This is a genomic window from Methylobacterium sp. 10 (assembly GCF_000519085.1).
Classification (GTDB): Bacteria; Pseudomonadota; Alphaproteobacteria; order Rhizobiales; family Beijerinckiaceae; genus Methylobacterium.
The window spans coordinates 4,249,148-4,263,687 of sequence record NZ_KI912577.1; the positions used below are offsets into that span (position 1 = coordinate 4,249,148).

Sequence of the window (14,540 nt, forward strand, 5' to 3'; positions counted from 1 at the left end):
CTTCCAGGAGAGGGGACCCGTCGCGCCTCAGGTCGAACCCTCTCAGATAAAGCGCACAGCCGTCGAGCAGATGTGTGAATCGAGTAGGTGGATCGGGGGCGGTTCAGACTATGCCCGTGGGAACGCCGATCGGCGTGAGGCGCGGCAGGGGCAGGCTGTTCCGGTCGGAATGCAGCAGCGTCAGGCAGTGATGCCTGAGTTTCGTGAAACGCTCATCGGCGATCAGTTCGCGCTGGCGCGGCCGCGCGAAGTCGATGGTGAGATCGTCGAGGATGCGCCCCGGCCGTGGCGTCATCACCAGGATGCGGTCGGCGAGGAAGATCGCCTCGTCGATGTCGTGGGTGACGAAGACGATCGTCGTGCGATGCTGGCTCCAGACCTTGAGGAGCAGTTCCTGCATCGTCATGCGGGTCTGGGCGTCCAGCGCGCCGAAGGGCTCGTCCATCAGGAGGACGCGGGGGCGGGTGATGAGCGCGCGGGCGATCTCGACGCGCTGCTGCATGCCCCCTGAGAGTTCCGCCGGATAACGGTCCTCGAAACCGGCGAGCCCGACCTCGGCGATGAAATCGCGGGCCCGGTCCAGGCGTGCGCGTTTCGGGACGCCCTTCATCTTGAGGCCGAAGGCGACGTTGTCGATGACGCTGCACCAGGGGAACAGCGTATGCTGCTGGAAGACGATGCCGCGGTCGGGATGAGGGCCGGTGATGGCCGCCCCGTCGAGGCTGACGCGACCGCGATGCAGGGTGAGATGCCCGGCGACGGCACCGAGCAGGGTCGACTTCCCGCAGCCCGAGGGACCGAGGAGACAGACGAACTGCTCGGGCGCGATGTCGAGGTCGATGTTCTCGACCACATCGAAGGCGGCGGCCCCCCGGCCGAGGCGGATGACGCCGCCCTCCATGGCGACATGGCCGCCCGACGAGGCCGTCGGCGCAATGCGCGAGGGCGGCACCCGTGTCTCCAGTGGGATCGCCCCGGTCATCGTTGCGCCCCCGCACTGACCCAGGGCGTCATCCGCGCACCGGCCTGTCGCACCAGCAGGCTGGACCCCATCCCGAGCAGACCGATCAGCAGCATGCCGACGACGATGTCGTCGTAGTTCTGCAGCGTATAGGATTCCCATGTGAAGTAACCGATCCCGTACTGGCCCGAGATCATCTCCGCCGTCACGAGGCAGAACCATGCGGTTCCCATGCCGATGGCGGCCCCCGTGACGATGCTCGGCGTGGCACCCGGCAGGATCACCTCGCGCAGGATCGCGGCCTTGCCGGCGCCGAGGCTGCGGGCGGACGCGACGAGGCGCGGGTTGACGGTCTCGACGCCGTGAATGGTGTTGAGGAGGATGGGGAACAGCGCGCCCGTGAAGGTGATGAACGCCATCGACAGCTCGGATGAGGGAAACATCAGGATCGCCAGGGGAATCCAGGCGACGGCGGGTATCGGGCGCAGCACCTCGAGGGGTGCCAGGAGGAGGTCGCTCGCCAGACGGGAGCGGCCGATGGCGAGGCCGAGGCCGATCCCGGCGGTGAGTGCCGCCAGGAAGCCGAGGAGGACCCGTGTCAGGCTGGCGGCCAGATGCGGCCAGAGCGTCGGCGATCGGACGAGGGCGAGGGCCGCGCGCGCGGCCTCGGCCGGGCTCGGCACGTTGCGGAAGCTGATGAAGCCGAGATCGACCTTGCCGCTCGCGGCGAGATGCCAGAGGGCGAGGCTCGCCAGGAGGGACGTGGCCCGCAGGGCGATGCGCCGCCCGGGAAGGAGGCGCAGGGCCGCGAGCCGGGCCGGACCGCCTGCCCGCGCGGCCACCGGCGCGAGGGATGCCGCCGCGGAGGCGCTCATCGGGCGCTCAACCGGGCGCCGCCGCTGCGGGCGGCCGCGAAGTCGATGACCTCGCCGCCCTGGCGCGCGGCATGGGCTTCCGCGTCGCCCTTGAGTAGGAAGGCGTCGAGGTGCTTGTCCGCGTCGCGCACGAACCAGGCCTGGGTCGCCAGGAGCTTGATCCCCGATTGCCGGTCCTGGGCATAGAAGGCGCGGGCCTCGCGCCCCTCGCGGGTCAGGGTGGCCAGACCGGCGAAGGCCGCCTCCGGCGAGGCGTAGTGCCGGACCTTGGGCTCGCCCCGGACCCAGATCTGGGCGACGCGGGTCGGGTCGGTGATCGACAGCCCGGTCCCGGCATCGTCGGCCACTAGGGGCGCCTGCGCGTAGTCCTTGAGGCGGACCTCGTAGTCCAGGCCGGCCTGGGCCGAGGCGGCACGGATGAAGCGGTCATCGACGAACCGGTCGAGATCGATGTCGGAATCGGCTTTCTTCAGGAGCTTCAGGGTCTCGAAGGAGGTCTTCACCGCCTGACGGTATTCCGGCTTCCAGGTCACGTCCCGGGTCTGGAGGCCGAGGGGGCCGTGGAACAGATAGGCGACTTCGGCCTCGATCCCGGTGATCGTCTCGATCAGCTCCGCATATGTCTCGGGCTCGGCGGCGACGAGACGGTCCGCCTCGATGCCGGCGCGGAGATAGGCCGTGACGATCTCCGGGTATTTCTCCGCGTAATCCGCATCGGCGAGGGCGCCGTGGAAGGTCGGGGCACCGGCCTGCGAGCCGTCGTAGATCTTGCGGGCGAAGCCGCGCCAGGGGAACAGCTCGGCGAAGGGCACGAAGTCGGCATGGGCATCGATCTTGTTGGCGAGCAGCGCCGAGCCGGCGACTTCGGGTGCCTGGGTGATGATCGTGACGTCCCGCGCCGGATCCCACCCTTGCGCTTGCACGGCGCGGAGCAGGAGCCCGTGCGCCGTGGAGGCGAAGGGCACGGAGATGGTCTTGCCCTTCAGGTCGGCGAGGGACTGGACGGCGGATTCCTTGGGCACCACGATGCCGTTGCCGCTGCCCTTCACGCTGCCCGACAGCACGCTGACGAACAGGCTCCGGCGCCCGGCCTTGGCGAAGGCATAGCCGTTGAGGGAGCCGGGAAAGTCGGCCATGGCCCCGAGATCGAGCTTGCCCGCGACCATCTCGTTGGTCAGCGGCGCACCGCTGGTGAAGTTGCGCCATTCGATCGCGTAGGTCGCATCCTTGTACTTGCCGTCACGGGGCAGGAACTTCTCGAGAAGCTTCAGCTCGCGGATCAGCAGGCCGCCGGTGGCGCAGTTGATCGTGGTGTCCTGGGTGCCCACCGCGATGCGGATCGTCTCCGCCCGCACCGCACTGCCGGCCGTGACGGTGAGAAGAAGCGCCGTCACCGCAAGGGCGAGGGTTCGGGCAAGGGGGCGGGCAAGCGGGCTGGACTGGATCACGCGACGGTCTCCATCGGACGGAACGGTCGCCACGATGCGGCGCCGGGGGCGGCTTCCGGTCGGCGTCTCGAGGCTTTGGCGACGCACCCATTAAGCGGCGGCCGGCCGCATCGCGGCGAGCAATTAATTTCATCCCGGCTGGATGTAGTGTGGAGTAACAAAGCTTTTCCGGCGTGACGGAAACAATATCTCTTTCCACATCAAGAATGAGGAGTTTCTGTTGTTGCGGAACCTTTCTTTGGAATTGCTCCAGGCGAAGACGGGGCGATAATCGCGGTGCGGCGTAATCCAATGCGTCGCGGCCGATTCCCCGTCGTATCGATCGTTCGAGAGCGGTTCCCATCATGTCTTCGGCGGCTCTCGTACAGTCCGAAACCCGCAGGCCAGCCCCACTGATCGCCAGCGCGCTCTTCCTCAGCGAGACCGTCGACGGTCTCGATGACGGCGCGGGCTTCCTCGACGGCTTGTCCGCGAGCGAGATCGCCCGTGTCCGGGCGGCGGGGCGTTCGCTGACCCTCGCCCCCGGCGACAGCGTGTTCACGCAAGGAGCCCCCCATGCCGGCATCTTCCTCATCGAGGAGGGGCGGGTCCGGATCTTCTATTCCGGCCCGTCCGGGCGGCAGGTAACCCTCGCCTATTGGACGCCGGGGCATTTCATCGGCGGACCGAGCATCTATGGCGGCGGCTCCCACCAATGGTCCGGCATTGCCATCGAACCGGTGCGCGTCACCGTGCTGTCGAGCGCGACCCTGCGCAGCCTGATCCGCCAGATGCCCGACTTCGCCCTCTGCCTGATCGCGGCGCTGGAGGCCAAGGGGCGCTGCTACACGGCGATGGCGCAGATGCTCGGCACCCGCTCGGTGATCGAGCGACTGGCGCAACTCCTGCTCAATCTCGGCGATCTGTACGGGACAAGCGAGGGCGGCACGGTGGTGATCCACCGCCGCATCACCCATGACGAGATCGCCGCACTGGTCGGCTCCACCCGGCAATGGGTGACGATGATGCTCAAGCGCTTCCAGCAGGATGGGATCGTGGCGGTCGACAAGGCGCATATCCGCCTGCTGCGGCCGGGCCGGCTGCAGGAGATCGTGCTGACCGAGGGCTGACGCTGCGGCCCGGAGGGGACGATGCGTTCGCTAGGCGGGTGCGCATTGGCAAGCCAATGCTTCACCTCGCTTGGACCTTAGAAGTGTCGCAGGTTTCGGTAAGCGGAACCGGCGCCCGCTTCTGCTGAACCTGCTCAGACCCGTCCGGCTCCGTCCTTCATGGCCGCTGCCGCCGCGGCCAGTCCCCAGCGGACCATGTCCTCGGCTTCCGCGGCGGTTCCCGCCTCGGCGTAGCAACGCAGCTCGGGCGCATTGCCGGACGCACGGAAGTGGATCGTTCGTCCCCCGTCGAGTTCGACCCTGGCACCGTCCTGTTCATCCACGGCCTGCGGCGTGCCGAGCGGGCGGAAGAAGACCGCGCGGAACGGCTCCTGGCCGAGCTGGCGCAGCAGCGCGCCGCTCCGCTCCGCGGGCGTTTCGGGCAGGCGGTCGCTGGCGGTCTCGCCGACATTCAGGGAGACGACGAGTTCGGCGAGCGTCATGCCGGCGTCCCGTGCCGCCGCCAGGGTCGCCACGATCGGGAGGATCGCATCGCGCGTGGGCAAGGCCGAGAGGATCTTGTCGCCGACGGCAATGTCCGAACCGAGGAGGAATCCGCCATTGGCCTCGAAACCGACGACGGTCGTGGCTCCGTCGCTCTCCGCTCGGCCCATCCCGGCAATGACGAATGGCGAGCCGACCCTGGTGCGCAGGACGCGCCGGAAACCGCCCGCATGCTCGATGGCCGAACCCGCCGTGACGGGAACGACGACCGTGTCGACGCCGAGATAGCGGGCGGTGATCAGCCCGAGCACATCCCCCCGGACGATCCGACCGGCGGCGTCCGCGAGCAGCGGCCGGTCCGCGTCGCCATCGGTCGTCACCAGGGCGTCGAAGCCGCCCGATGCCATCGCGTCGCGGATGAACGCGATATCTTCGGGACGGTGGGCTTCCGTGTCGATCGGCACGAAACTGTCGGAGCGGCCGATGGCCACGATATCGGCCCCGAGGGCGGCCAGCACGTCGGCGAGGAGATCGCGCGCCACGGAACTCTGCTGATAGACCGCGATCCTCTGGCCGGCCAGGATGGTGGACGGGAAGGCATCGGTGTAGCGCTGGCGGTAGCGGTCGATCGCCCCCGGTTCCTGCGTGGCGGCATCGGCGGGCGGCATGTCGCCGACCCGAGAGATGTCGCCGAGGGCGGCGAGGATCGCGACCTCGTCGGTCTTCGTGATCTCGCCATCGGGCCGATAGAATTTCAGGCCGTTGCGATCCGAGGGAATGTGGCTGCCGGTGACCATGACGGCGCAGGCCCCGCGCCGGATGCCTTCGAGCGCGAGGGCCGGTGTCGGCAAGGCGCCGCAATCGAACACGGTGAAGCCGGCCGCCGCCGCGGCGGCGGCCACCGTCGCTGCGATCCCCTCGCTGCTGTCGCGCAGGTCCCGCCCGATCACGACGTCGCGGCTGCCGCCGGTCGTCGCGGCGATCGAACGGAAGAACGCGCTGGCATAGGCGTAGCTCGGCCAACCCACGAGATCGGTCACCAATCCGCGCAGGCCACTGGTCCCGAATTTCAGACTGCTCATGAGCTTTCCACTTGCGATGGGCGCGACGGCACGCCGAGCGGTGAGACAAGCTCCGCTTTTAGGTGGAGTGTGCCGCCGCCTCAATCGGTCCCGGGACGATCATTCCACCGGGTTCAAGCGCGGGCTCGGACCGCCCTGCGACGATCGGGTGTGCAAAGAGCCTCCCCAAATTCCCGGTCGCCACCGGCTCCCGCTCTCAGCGCGACGTCAGGTGGTTCGGCGGCGGGGTGGACGCCGCTTCACGCAATCGCGGTGATGCGGTGCAGGAGCGACATCAGATCGGATTGGCGGCGTGTCTGGGTCTTCGAGAAGATCGACGCCAGATGTGTCCGCACAGTCCACAACGTGATGCGCTTGTCGGATGCGATTTCCGCGAGTGTCTTTCCGAAGCAAATCTGCTTGGCGATGCTGGACTCGGTCTGCGTGAGGCCGAACATCTTCTGCATGACTTCGCTGCTGGGGTCCGGGTTCTCGTTCAGATCGACAATCGTCACGAGCGTTTGGCCGTAAGCATCCGTCTCATCGCCGGCGGGCATGGCGTGAATCGCCAGAGGGCGCTTTCCGTGGCGCGGCACCATGATCCACGACTCGGACTTGTGCCGAAACCGTGTTCCACCCGCTTCGAGAACGTTCTTGAAGCCAGCCCTCAGGTCCACGGATTTCGGCGTTTCGTCGTCGTTGAATTCCTGGATGGCCCGGATGGCCGCCTGGTTGGATTCCACTACGTCCCCGTCGGAATCGAGAAGCAGCGCGCCACAGCCCATGCGATCCAAAACGCCGAAGAAACGGCTGTTGATCGACACGATGTGCACCCCAATACTATTTTGTTCATTGTTGTTGTGTCCGAAGAACTGCCAATTCTTCGGCCCTACGGGGCAAGGCCGGACTGGCCTGTCCCGAGAGCGAGAGGGCATGAAACGCGACGTGAAATCTCCAAGGTCCGCATCCCCTCATCCAACTACTGAAGTAGAAATCACGACAGCTCGCCAAAAACTTTCAGAGCCGTGAACTCATGCAACCATGCCTTACAACGATCGTTTCCACAACGGAACGAGCATATCCATGATTCTCACTCTTTCCGCTGGTTGCTCGTCCAGATTACGGGGCGGGCCGATATTTTTCGTTCGCCTTGATAACTGATTGACCGACGTAGGAAATTTTAGATTTTCAGCAGATTTGGGATCAGTACTCTATCCCTGCTCAAGAGATAATTCCGGTTTGTCATCACTCATATGAGGGAGGCGGGCGGGATTTTATTTGCGGGTCGCTTCCTCGAACGCGCGATGTGAAGCGCTTCCCCGTCTGCTGGCCTCGAGTTGCATTTTTTGAGGTTGCGATCTGTGATCACCCGCTCCCTTTGGCGTGACGATTCCGTCGGTCGAGCGCGCACGCTCATCCCGCGTGATGCAACCCCTCCGGTGCGAGGGTGCGGAGGCAGGGAAGGGACGGTGACGGCATCCCGACCTGAAGCGAGGGATCGGTGCGGAACAGCCGCTTGAGGAATCCCGTGACCGCCTGGATGCGAGGGGAGAAGCGCAGGTCAGTATGGACGTTGAGCCAGAGATCGCGGCTGGTCGATGCGGTCTCACGGAGCACGGGGACGAGGTCGTCGCGCCCGTTCACGGCGAAACTCGGCAGAAGCACGAGGCCGAGACCGCCCGCGGCGGCATTCTTCTGTGCGATCATGCTGTTGGAATGGAACACGATGTGACGGTCGAGCACGACGTCGTCTAGCCAGCGGACGCAATCCACCTGGATGAGATCGCTGATGTAGGAGACGAAGGCGTGATGGCGCAGATCGTCGACGCTCCGTGGCATGCCGGCCCGGGCGAGGTAGGCAGGGGCGCCGTAGAGGCCGAGCCGGAAGCGCCCCACCTGTTCTGAGACCAGCCCCTGGCCCGGCGGTTTGAAGAAGCTCAGGAAGAGGTCGGCCTCGCGCCGGTTGACATAGACGGTCTGGGACGAGGTGACGAGTTCCACCGCGAGATCCGGGTGGGTCTCACGCAAGCGCACGAAGCGCTCGGCGAGGTAGAGCGAGGCGATGCCCTCCATCGTCGCGAGCCGCACCCGCCCGCTGGCCTGCGCTGCCGAGGGAGAAACCTCCTCGCCCATGGCGATGACCGCACTCTCGACCCGCTCGGCATGCCCGAGGAGGCGCTGGCCCGGTTCACTCAGGCGAAGGCCTGACGGCACGCGCTCGAAGAGCGCGATGCCCAGCGCACTCTCCAGATGGGCGAGGCGGCGGCTCACCGTTGATTGATCGATCTTCAGGCGCTTGGCCGCCCCGGCGAGGCTGCCGCCCCTGGCGGCGTTGAGGAAGACCTTCAGGTCGTCCCAGTCGAGCAGATCGAGCGCAGCCATGGGGATCGTGTGGCAAGACTCGCGCCAAGCTCGGCCATTTGGTCGCCGCCCCCGGCGAGCCCCTTCCGCAAGGCGCCTTGCAGATTTGCCCACTTCGCGCCGGCCGGACGGCGGCTAGGCTGGTTCACGAAAGGGTTAAGTCCATGCTTCCACGCTTCAAGGCCGCGGCGATCCACGCCGCCCCCGTCTTCCTCGACGCCGCCGCCACCACCGACAAGGCGGTCTCGTTGATCCACGAGGCGGCGCGGGCGGGGGCGGGCCTCGTCGCCTTCCCGGAGACCTTCATCCCGGCCTTTCCGGTCTGGGCGGCGCTCTCGGCTCCCATCGACAACCACGACCTCTTCGCCCTCATGGTCGAGCAATCAATCCTGGTCGATGGACCGGAGATCGGGCGCATCCGTCAGGCGGCGCAGAAGGCGGGCATCGTCGTGTCCCTGGGTATCAGCGAGCGCTCGCCCGTGAGTGTCGGCTGCCTGTGGAACGCCAACCTCATCATCGGCGCGGATGGCGCGATCCTGAACCATCATCGCAAGCTGATGCCGACCTATTACGAGAAGCTCATCTGGGCCCCGGGCGACGGCGCCGGGCTCAGGGTGGTGGAGACCGGGATCGGGCGCATCGGCCAGCTCATCTGCGGCGAGAACACCAACCCGCTGGCGCGCTATGCCCTGATGGCGCAGGGCGAGCAGTTCCACATCTCGTCCTGGCCCCCGGTCTGGCCGACGCGGCGACCGAAGGGGGGCGGCAATTACGACAACCTGGCGGCCAACCGCCTGCGGGCCAGCGCCCATTGCTTCGAGGCCAAGTGCTTCGGCCTCGTGACGGCGGGCATGCTGGACGACAAGGCCTACGACTTCCTCGCGTCCCGCGATCCCGGAGCCGCCGCCGTGCTCGACGCAACACCGCGCGCCGCCTCGTTCTTCGTCGATCCCACCGGGACGCAGATCGGCGAGGCGCTGCAGGACGAGGGGATCCTCTATGCGGAGATCGACCTCAATGCCTGCGTAGAGCCCAAGCAGTTCCACGACGTGGTCGGCTACTACAACCGCTTCGATGTGTTCGACCTCGGCGTGAATCGTCAGCGGCTCGTCCCCGCCCGGTTCCGCGACGGCCCGGAGCTTGCTGCCGCGTCCGAGCCCCCGGCCCCGCCAGCGAACGGCGTGTAAGCGACCGAACCCGCGGAAGTCCGCTCCTCTTCCTTTCGTCCGATCCTCCGCGTCGAACCTTTCGCCTCAACGACCCAGAATGGAGATGTGCCATGACCATCGATCGTCGCAAGCTCATCCTCGGAGGTGCCGCCGGACTGATGCTGCCGGATCTTCGCGCAGCCTTCGCCCAGAGTCCGGCCCAGATCGGAACGTTTCCCGGGGGCGTCGGCGCGGATTCGGTCTTCGTCGGCCTCAACATGCCGCTCACCGGCGTCTTTTCCGGCGATGGAAACGACCTGAAGCTCGGCTATGAACTCGCGATCGCGCAGATCAACGCGGGCGGCGAGATCCCCGCCGCCTGGGGGCTCAAGGGGAAGGGCGTCCTCGGCCGTCAGATCCGCCACAAGATCGCCGATACGGAGGGCAAGCCCAACGTGGCGGTCCAGGCCGCGACGCAGTTCATCCAGCGCGACAAGGCCATCATGTTCCAGGGCTCCGTGAGCAGCGCCGAGGCCATCGCCCTTGAGGAGCTCGCGAGTCGCGACAAGGTCCTCTACATGGTGGGCATCGCCGGCTCGAACGACGTCACCGGGAAGAACTGCCAGCGCTACGGCTTCCGCTCGCAGCAGAACGCCTACATGGCCGCCAAGGCCCTCGCCCCCGTCGTCGCCAAGGCGCTCGGCAAGAAGCTCAAGGCCGCCTTCCTCGTCCCCGACTACACCTACGGCCAGACGGTCTACGATTCCTTCGCCAAGTTCTCGAAGGAGCAGGGCTGGACGCAGGTCCTGAAGGAGACGGTCCCCCTGGGGACGGCCGATTACAGCTCGGCGCTCCTCAACATCGCCAACAGCGGCGCCGACGTCTTCGTCAACATCTGCTTCGGCTCGGATGCCGTGGCCTCCACGAAGCAGGCCGAGCAGTTCGGTGTCCTGTCCAGCATGAAGCTCGTGGTGCCGAACCTGTCCTCGTTCCAGGACAAGGAGGTCGGCCCGGAACTGATGCAGGGCGTCTACGGCTCCTGCGACTTCTGGTGGACGCTGGAGGACCTCTTCCCCCTCGCCAAGACGTTCGTGGACGCCTTCCTCGCCCGAAACGCCTATCGCCCGCGCTGGGGCGCCCACATCGCCTACATGCAGACCTATCTCTGGGCGCTCTCGGTGGAGAGGGCGGGTGGTTTCAACCCGGTCGACATCATCAAGGTGATGGAGGGCTCGAAGGCCCAGCCCTACGAGACCACGATCGGTCGCGTCTATTTCCGCGCCGAGGACCACCAGATGGTCCGCCCGATCCCGATCCTGCGCGGCAAGGCGCCCTCGGCCATGAAGGGGCCGGAGGATTTCTACGAGGTCGTCGACCTCGTGGACGGCGAGACCGTGATGAACCCGCCCGACCTGTTCGGGTGCAAGCTCGGCCCCTACAGCTGAGGCGCACCATCATGCCCAGCACCGCCGTTCTCCTCTCCCAGGCCTTCAACGGCCTCGCCCTCGGCAGCCTCCTGGCTCTCGTCTCCAGCGGGCTCACCATCATTCTCGGGACGCTCGGCGTCCTGAACTTCGCCCATGGCGCGCTGTTCGCCGTGGGCGCCTACACGGCCTTCGTGATGATGCAGGCCACGCACTCCTTCGTGCTCGCCATGCTCGGCGGCTGCGCCATCATGCTCATCATCGGTTTCACGATGGAGCGGCTCGTGATCCGCCACTTCTATGCCCGGCCGGACGAGGACCAGATCCTCGTCACCTACGGGATCGGCATCGTCCTGGTGGAGGGGTTGCGGGCCGGTTTCGGCGGCAACAGCCAGCGCGTTCCGGTGCCCTCCTGGGGCACCGGCGCGACGAAGCTCGGGTTCATGGTCTACCCGACCTATCGCCTGCAGCTCATCGGCATCGTCGCGGCGCTCCTCGTGGGTCTCTACCTCGTGCTCTACCGGACCTCGGTCGGCCTCGTGGTGCGGGCCGGCATCGAGAATGCCGGCATGGTCGGCATCCTCGGCATCGACGTGCGGCGGACCTTCCTGCTCGTGTTCGCGGTCGGCATCGTCGCCGTCGGGCTCGCCGGCATGCTCTACGCCCCCGTGGTGGCGGTGACGCCCGACATGGGCGCGAGCTTCATGGTCCAGTCCTTCGTGGTCATCGTGCTCGGCGGCCTCGGATCCTTTCCCGGCGCCATCGTCGGCGGTCTCATCGCGGGCGAGATCATCAGCCTCACCAGCGCCTTCGATTCCGCCTACTCGGAAGTCATGCTCTACGGTCTGATGGCCCTCGTCCTCGTGGCGCGGCCGCAGGGCCTGTTCGGCACGGAGGGACGCGTCTGATGACACGCGGCCCCCTCCGGGCGTTGTTGCCCGAGCTCGCTCTCTTCGTGGTTCTCCTCGCCGCCCCCTTTCTCCTGCCCCCGCTCGGCTTCTCCCACGACCTGCTGTCGCGGGCGCTGAACTGGGCCCTGTTCGGCCTCGGCTTCGACATCCTCTTCGGGCTCGCCGGTCTGCTCTCCTTCGGGCAGGCGGCCTTCTACGGGGCCGGGGGGTTCGTCGCCGCCTACCTGCTGGTCTCGGGGACGATCCAGAGCGTCTGGCTCGCGTTCCTCATCGGCACGCTGGCCGCCGGCCTGTTCGGCATCGCCGTCGGCTGGCTCGCCGTGCGGCGGATCGGCATCTACTTCGCCATGATCACCCTGGCCTTCGGCCAGATGGCCTACTTCATCCAGAACTCGTCGCTGTCGGATTACACGGGCGGCGAGAACGGTATCGCCGGGGTGCCCGTGCCGGTGATCGGCTTCGGCGACGGCGCCATCCGGGTTACGGCGGGCCTGCCGATGTATGCGCTTCTCGCCGCGACCTTCTTCCTCGGCTTCGTGCTGGCCCGGCGCATCGTGCGGTCGCCGGTGGGCCTGATCCTGAAGGCCATCAAGGAGAACACGCCCCGCGTGGCCATGCTCGGACACGACGTCCCCGCCTACAAGCTCGCGGCCTTCACCATCGCGGCGCTGTATGCGGGCCTCGCCGGAGCGATGCTCGGCTCCTTCCAGAGCTACATGCCGCCGGACGCCTTCGCACTCGAGACGTCGGGCCAGCTCGTGGTGCAGACGATCGTCGGCGGGGTCGGCACCCTCGTCGGCCCCCTGGTGGGGGCGGCGCTCTGGCTGTGGCTGCGCGACAACCTTCAGCTCATCCCCGGCCTGGGTCCGCTTTGGAAGCTCATTCTCGGAATCGCCTTCATCGGTCTCGTGATGGGCCTGCGCCGCGGCATCTGCGGCGAGATCCTGCACCGCTGGGAGCGTCGTCGCGACGCGGCGCACCTGCGCGCCGCCGAGGCCCGCACCGAGGCGATCGAGGCGACGACCGGCGCCCTCACCCCCGAAATCCCGGCCGAGGTCGCGCTCCCCATGCCCCGGCCGGCCATCGACGGCCGCGCGTCGGACGCGGAGATCGCCTTGGAGGCTCAGGATCTCGCCCGGCATTACGGAGGCCTGAAGGCCGTGGACGGGGTCAGCTTCCGGGTCCGGCGAGGATCGATCCATGCGGTGATCGGCCCGAACGGTGCCGGTAAGAGCACTCTCTTCAAGATGCTCTCCGACGAGGTGAGTCCGAGCGCCGGCTCGGTCCTGCTGTTCGGTGAGCGGCTCACGGGGGCGGGGGTGACCCGTGCCACCCAGCTCGGCGTCGCCAAGAGCAACCAGCTCAACCAGCTCTTCCTCAACCTGACGGTGCGGGAGAACCTGCGGGTGGCCGCCCTCGCGCGCGCGCGCGGCAGGTTCCGCCTCGATCTCCTCGCCCCCTCGGTCGGTCGGGCGGAGGTGGAGGAGCAGGTGGAGACCATGCTGGCCATCCTCGATCTCGGCCTGCGGGCGGAGACTCGCGCCAGCATCCTGGCCTACGGCGAGAAGCGTCGCCTCGAGATCGGGATGGCGCTGGCGACCAGCCCCAATGTCCTCCTCCTCGACGAACCGCTCGCCGGGATGAGTCCTTCCGAGCGGGTCGCGACCTGCGCATTGATCCGGCGGATCGGACGGTCCTGCACGATCCTCATCGTCGAACACGATCTCGATGCCGTCTTCGACCTCGCCGAGCAGGTGACCGTCCTGAGCGACGGGCACCTGCTCGCGGATGGACCGGCCGAGGACGTGCGCCGCGATCCCGCCGTGCGGAAAGCCTATCTGGGCACGGGTCCGGACGAGGACGAGACCGGCGAGCCCACTCGCATACGGGGAGCCATGGATGAGCCTGCTTGAGGTCGAGACCATCAATACGCTCTACGGGGATTCGCACGTCCTGTTCGACGTGTCGCTCCGGGTCGAGGAGAACGAGGTCGTGGCGCTGCTCGGCCGAAACGGCGCGGGCAAGACGACCACGCTCCGGACGCTGATGGGCGCCCTGTCTCCCCGCAGCGGGACCATCCGCCTCGACGGCAAGCCGATCCACGGCTTGCGGCCCGAGAAGATCGCCCGCGTGGGGATGCAGCTCGTTCCGGAGGAGCGCGCCATCTTCGGCACCCTCACGGTGGAGGAGAACCTGCGCGTCGCCCGCCTGACCGCGCAGAAGCCATGGTCCCTCGACCGGATCTGGGAGGTTTTTCCGCGATTGAAGGAACGCCGCACCTCACGGGGGCGGACCTTGTCCGGCGGTGAGCAGCAGATGCTGTCGATCGCCCGTGCCCTGATCCGCGATCCCCGGATCATCCTCCTCGACGAGCCGTTCGAGGGCCTGGCACCCCTCATCGTCCAGGACCTGATCGCCCTCACGCGCCGCCTCGCGCAGGAAGGCCGGACGATCGTCGTGGTGGAACAGAACGTGGCGGCGGTGCTGAGCTTCGCCCAGCGGGTCTACGGCTTCAACAACGGCCACGTCGTCTACGAGGGGCAGGCCGCCGATCTCCGCGCCGATGCCGCGCCGATGCGGGCCTTCATGGGGCTCGCCGCATAGAGCGCCTGTCCCGGATTGCGGCCTACGCGTCGGACGACGCGGCATCCGCCTGCACCCGTGACCCGACACGCCGCCGCTCGGGTGGAGAGCACGATGAATCGCCTCGACAGGGGCTTTGCGCCCTGAGATAAGCCTCCCGCGATCGCTGGATGACG

Annotated in this window: 12 protein-coding genes; 6 read left to right on the top strand and 6 right to left on the bottom strand. The window is 67.3% G+C overall.

Annotated features, from left to right (window positions below):
* Positions 1–103: 103 nt before the first annotated feature.
* From K368_RS0119990 to K368_RS0120000, 3 genes are all read right to left on the bottom strand, one after another.
* Positions 104–901, bottom strand: coding sequence for an ABC transporter ATP-binding protein (locus tag K368_RS0119990; protein WP_155935385.1), 798 nt, complete (start codon positions 899–901; stop codon positions 104–106).
* Positions 902–978: 77 nt separating this feature from the next.
* Positions 979–1,836, bottom strand: a complete 858-nt coding sequence (locus tag K368_RS0119995) for an ABC transporter permease (RefSeq protein ID WP_027173887.1) — start codon at positions 1,834–1,836, stop codon at positions 979–981.
* Entirely contained in the window at positions 1,833–3,284 is a 1,452-nt protein-coding gene (locus K368_RS0120000) for an ABC transporter substrate-binding protein (protein ID WP_027173888.1), read from the bottom strand. Before K368_RS0120000 ends, K368_RS0119995 begins: the two co-directional genes overlap by 4 nt.
* A gap of 344 nt (positions 3,285–3,628) precedes the next feature.
* Between K368_RS0120000 and K368_RS0120005 the strand changes: the two genes are divergently transcribed.
* Entirely contained in the window at positions 3,629–4,393 is a 765-nt protein-coding gene (locus K368_RS0120005; protein ID WP_027173889.1) for a Crp/Fnr family transcriptional regulator, read from the top strand.
* Between the two features lie 134 nt (positions 4,394–4,527).
* On the opposite strand, the gene K368_RS0120010 is transcribed toward K368_RS0120005, so the two are convergent.
* The 3 genes from K368_RS0120010 to K368_RS0120020 form a co-directional block, all read right to left on the bottom strand.
* A complete protein-coding gene (locus K368_RS0120010; protein ID WP_027173890.1) occupies positions 4,528–5,958 on the bottom strand; it encodes a phosphomannomutase in 1,431 nt (476 codons plus the stop codon).
* Positions 5,959–6,197: 239 nt separating this feature from the next.
* Positions 6,198–6,761: a helix-turn-helix transcriptional regulator gene (locus K368_RS0120015; protein ID WP_197031043.1), complete on the bottom strand. Its 564-nt coding sequence runs from the start codon at positions 6,759–6,761 to the stop codon at positions 6,198–6,200.
* 589 nt (positions 6,762–7,350) lie between these two features.
* The gene (locus K368_RS0120020; protein WP_027173892.1) at positions 7,351–8,319 is read right to left on the bottom strand and encodes a LysR family transcriptional regulator; all 969 of its coding nucleotides are present in this window, start codon (positions 8,317–8,319) and stop codon (positions 7,351–7,353) included.
* A 143-nt stretch (positions 8,320–8,462) separates the two neighbouring features.
* Between K368_RS0120020 and K368_RS25175 the strand changes: the two genes are divergently transcribed.
* The 5 genes from K368_RS25175 (at position 8,463) to K368_RS0120045 (ending at position 14,385) form a co-directional block, all read left to right on the top strand.
* The gene (locus K368_RS25175; RefSeq protein WP_036266540.1) at positions 8,463–9,485 is read left to right on the top strand and encodes a carbon-nitrogen hydrolase family protein; all 1,023 of its coding nucleotides are present in this window, start codon (positions 8,463–8,465) and stop codon (positions 9,483–9,485) included.
* A gap of 92 nt (positions 9,486–9,577) precedes the next feature.
* Positions 9,578–10,891: a substrate-binding protein gene (locus tag K368_RS0120030; protein WP_027173893.1), complete on the top strand. Its 1,314-nt coding sequence runs from the start codon at positions 9,578–9,580 to the stop codon at positions 10,889–10,891.
* An 11-nt stretch (positions 10,892–10,902) separates the two neighbouring features.
* Complete coding sequence (locus K368_RS0120035) at positions 10,903–11,778, top strand: branched-chain amino acid ABC transporter permease (protein WP_018043210.1); 876 nt, start codon at positions 10,903–10,905, stop codon at positions 11,776–11,778.
* Positions 11,778–13,694, top strand: a complete 1,917-nt coding sequence (locus tag K368_RS0120040; RefSeq protein WP_027173894.1) for a branched-chain amino acid ABC transporter ATP-binding protein/permease — start codon at positions 11,778–11,780, stop codon at positions 13,692–13,694. The genes K368_RS0120035 and K368_RS0120040 overlap by 1 nt, the downstream gene beginning before the upstream one ends.
* The gene (locus K368_RS0120045) at positions 13,681–14,385 is read left to right on the top strand and encodes an ABC transporter ATP-binding protein (RefSeq protein WP_027173895.1); all 705 of its coding nucleotides are present in this window, start codon (positions 13,681–13,683) and stop codon (positions 14,383–14,385) included. The genes K368_RS0120040 and K368_RS0120045 overlap by 14 nt, the downstream gene beginning before the upstream one ends.
* The last annotated feature ends 155 nt before the right edge of the window (positions 14,386–14,540 follow it).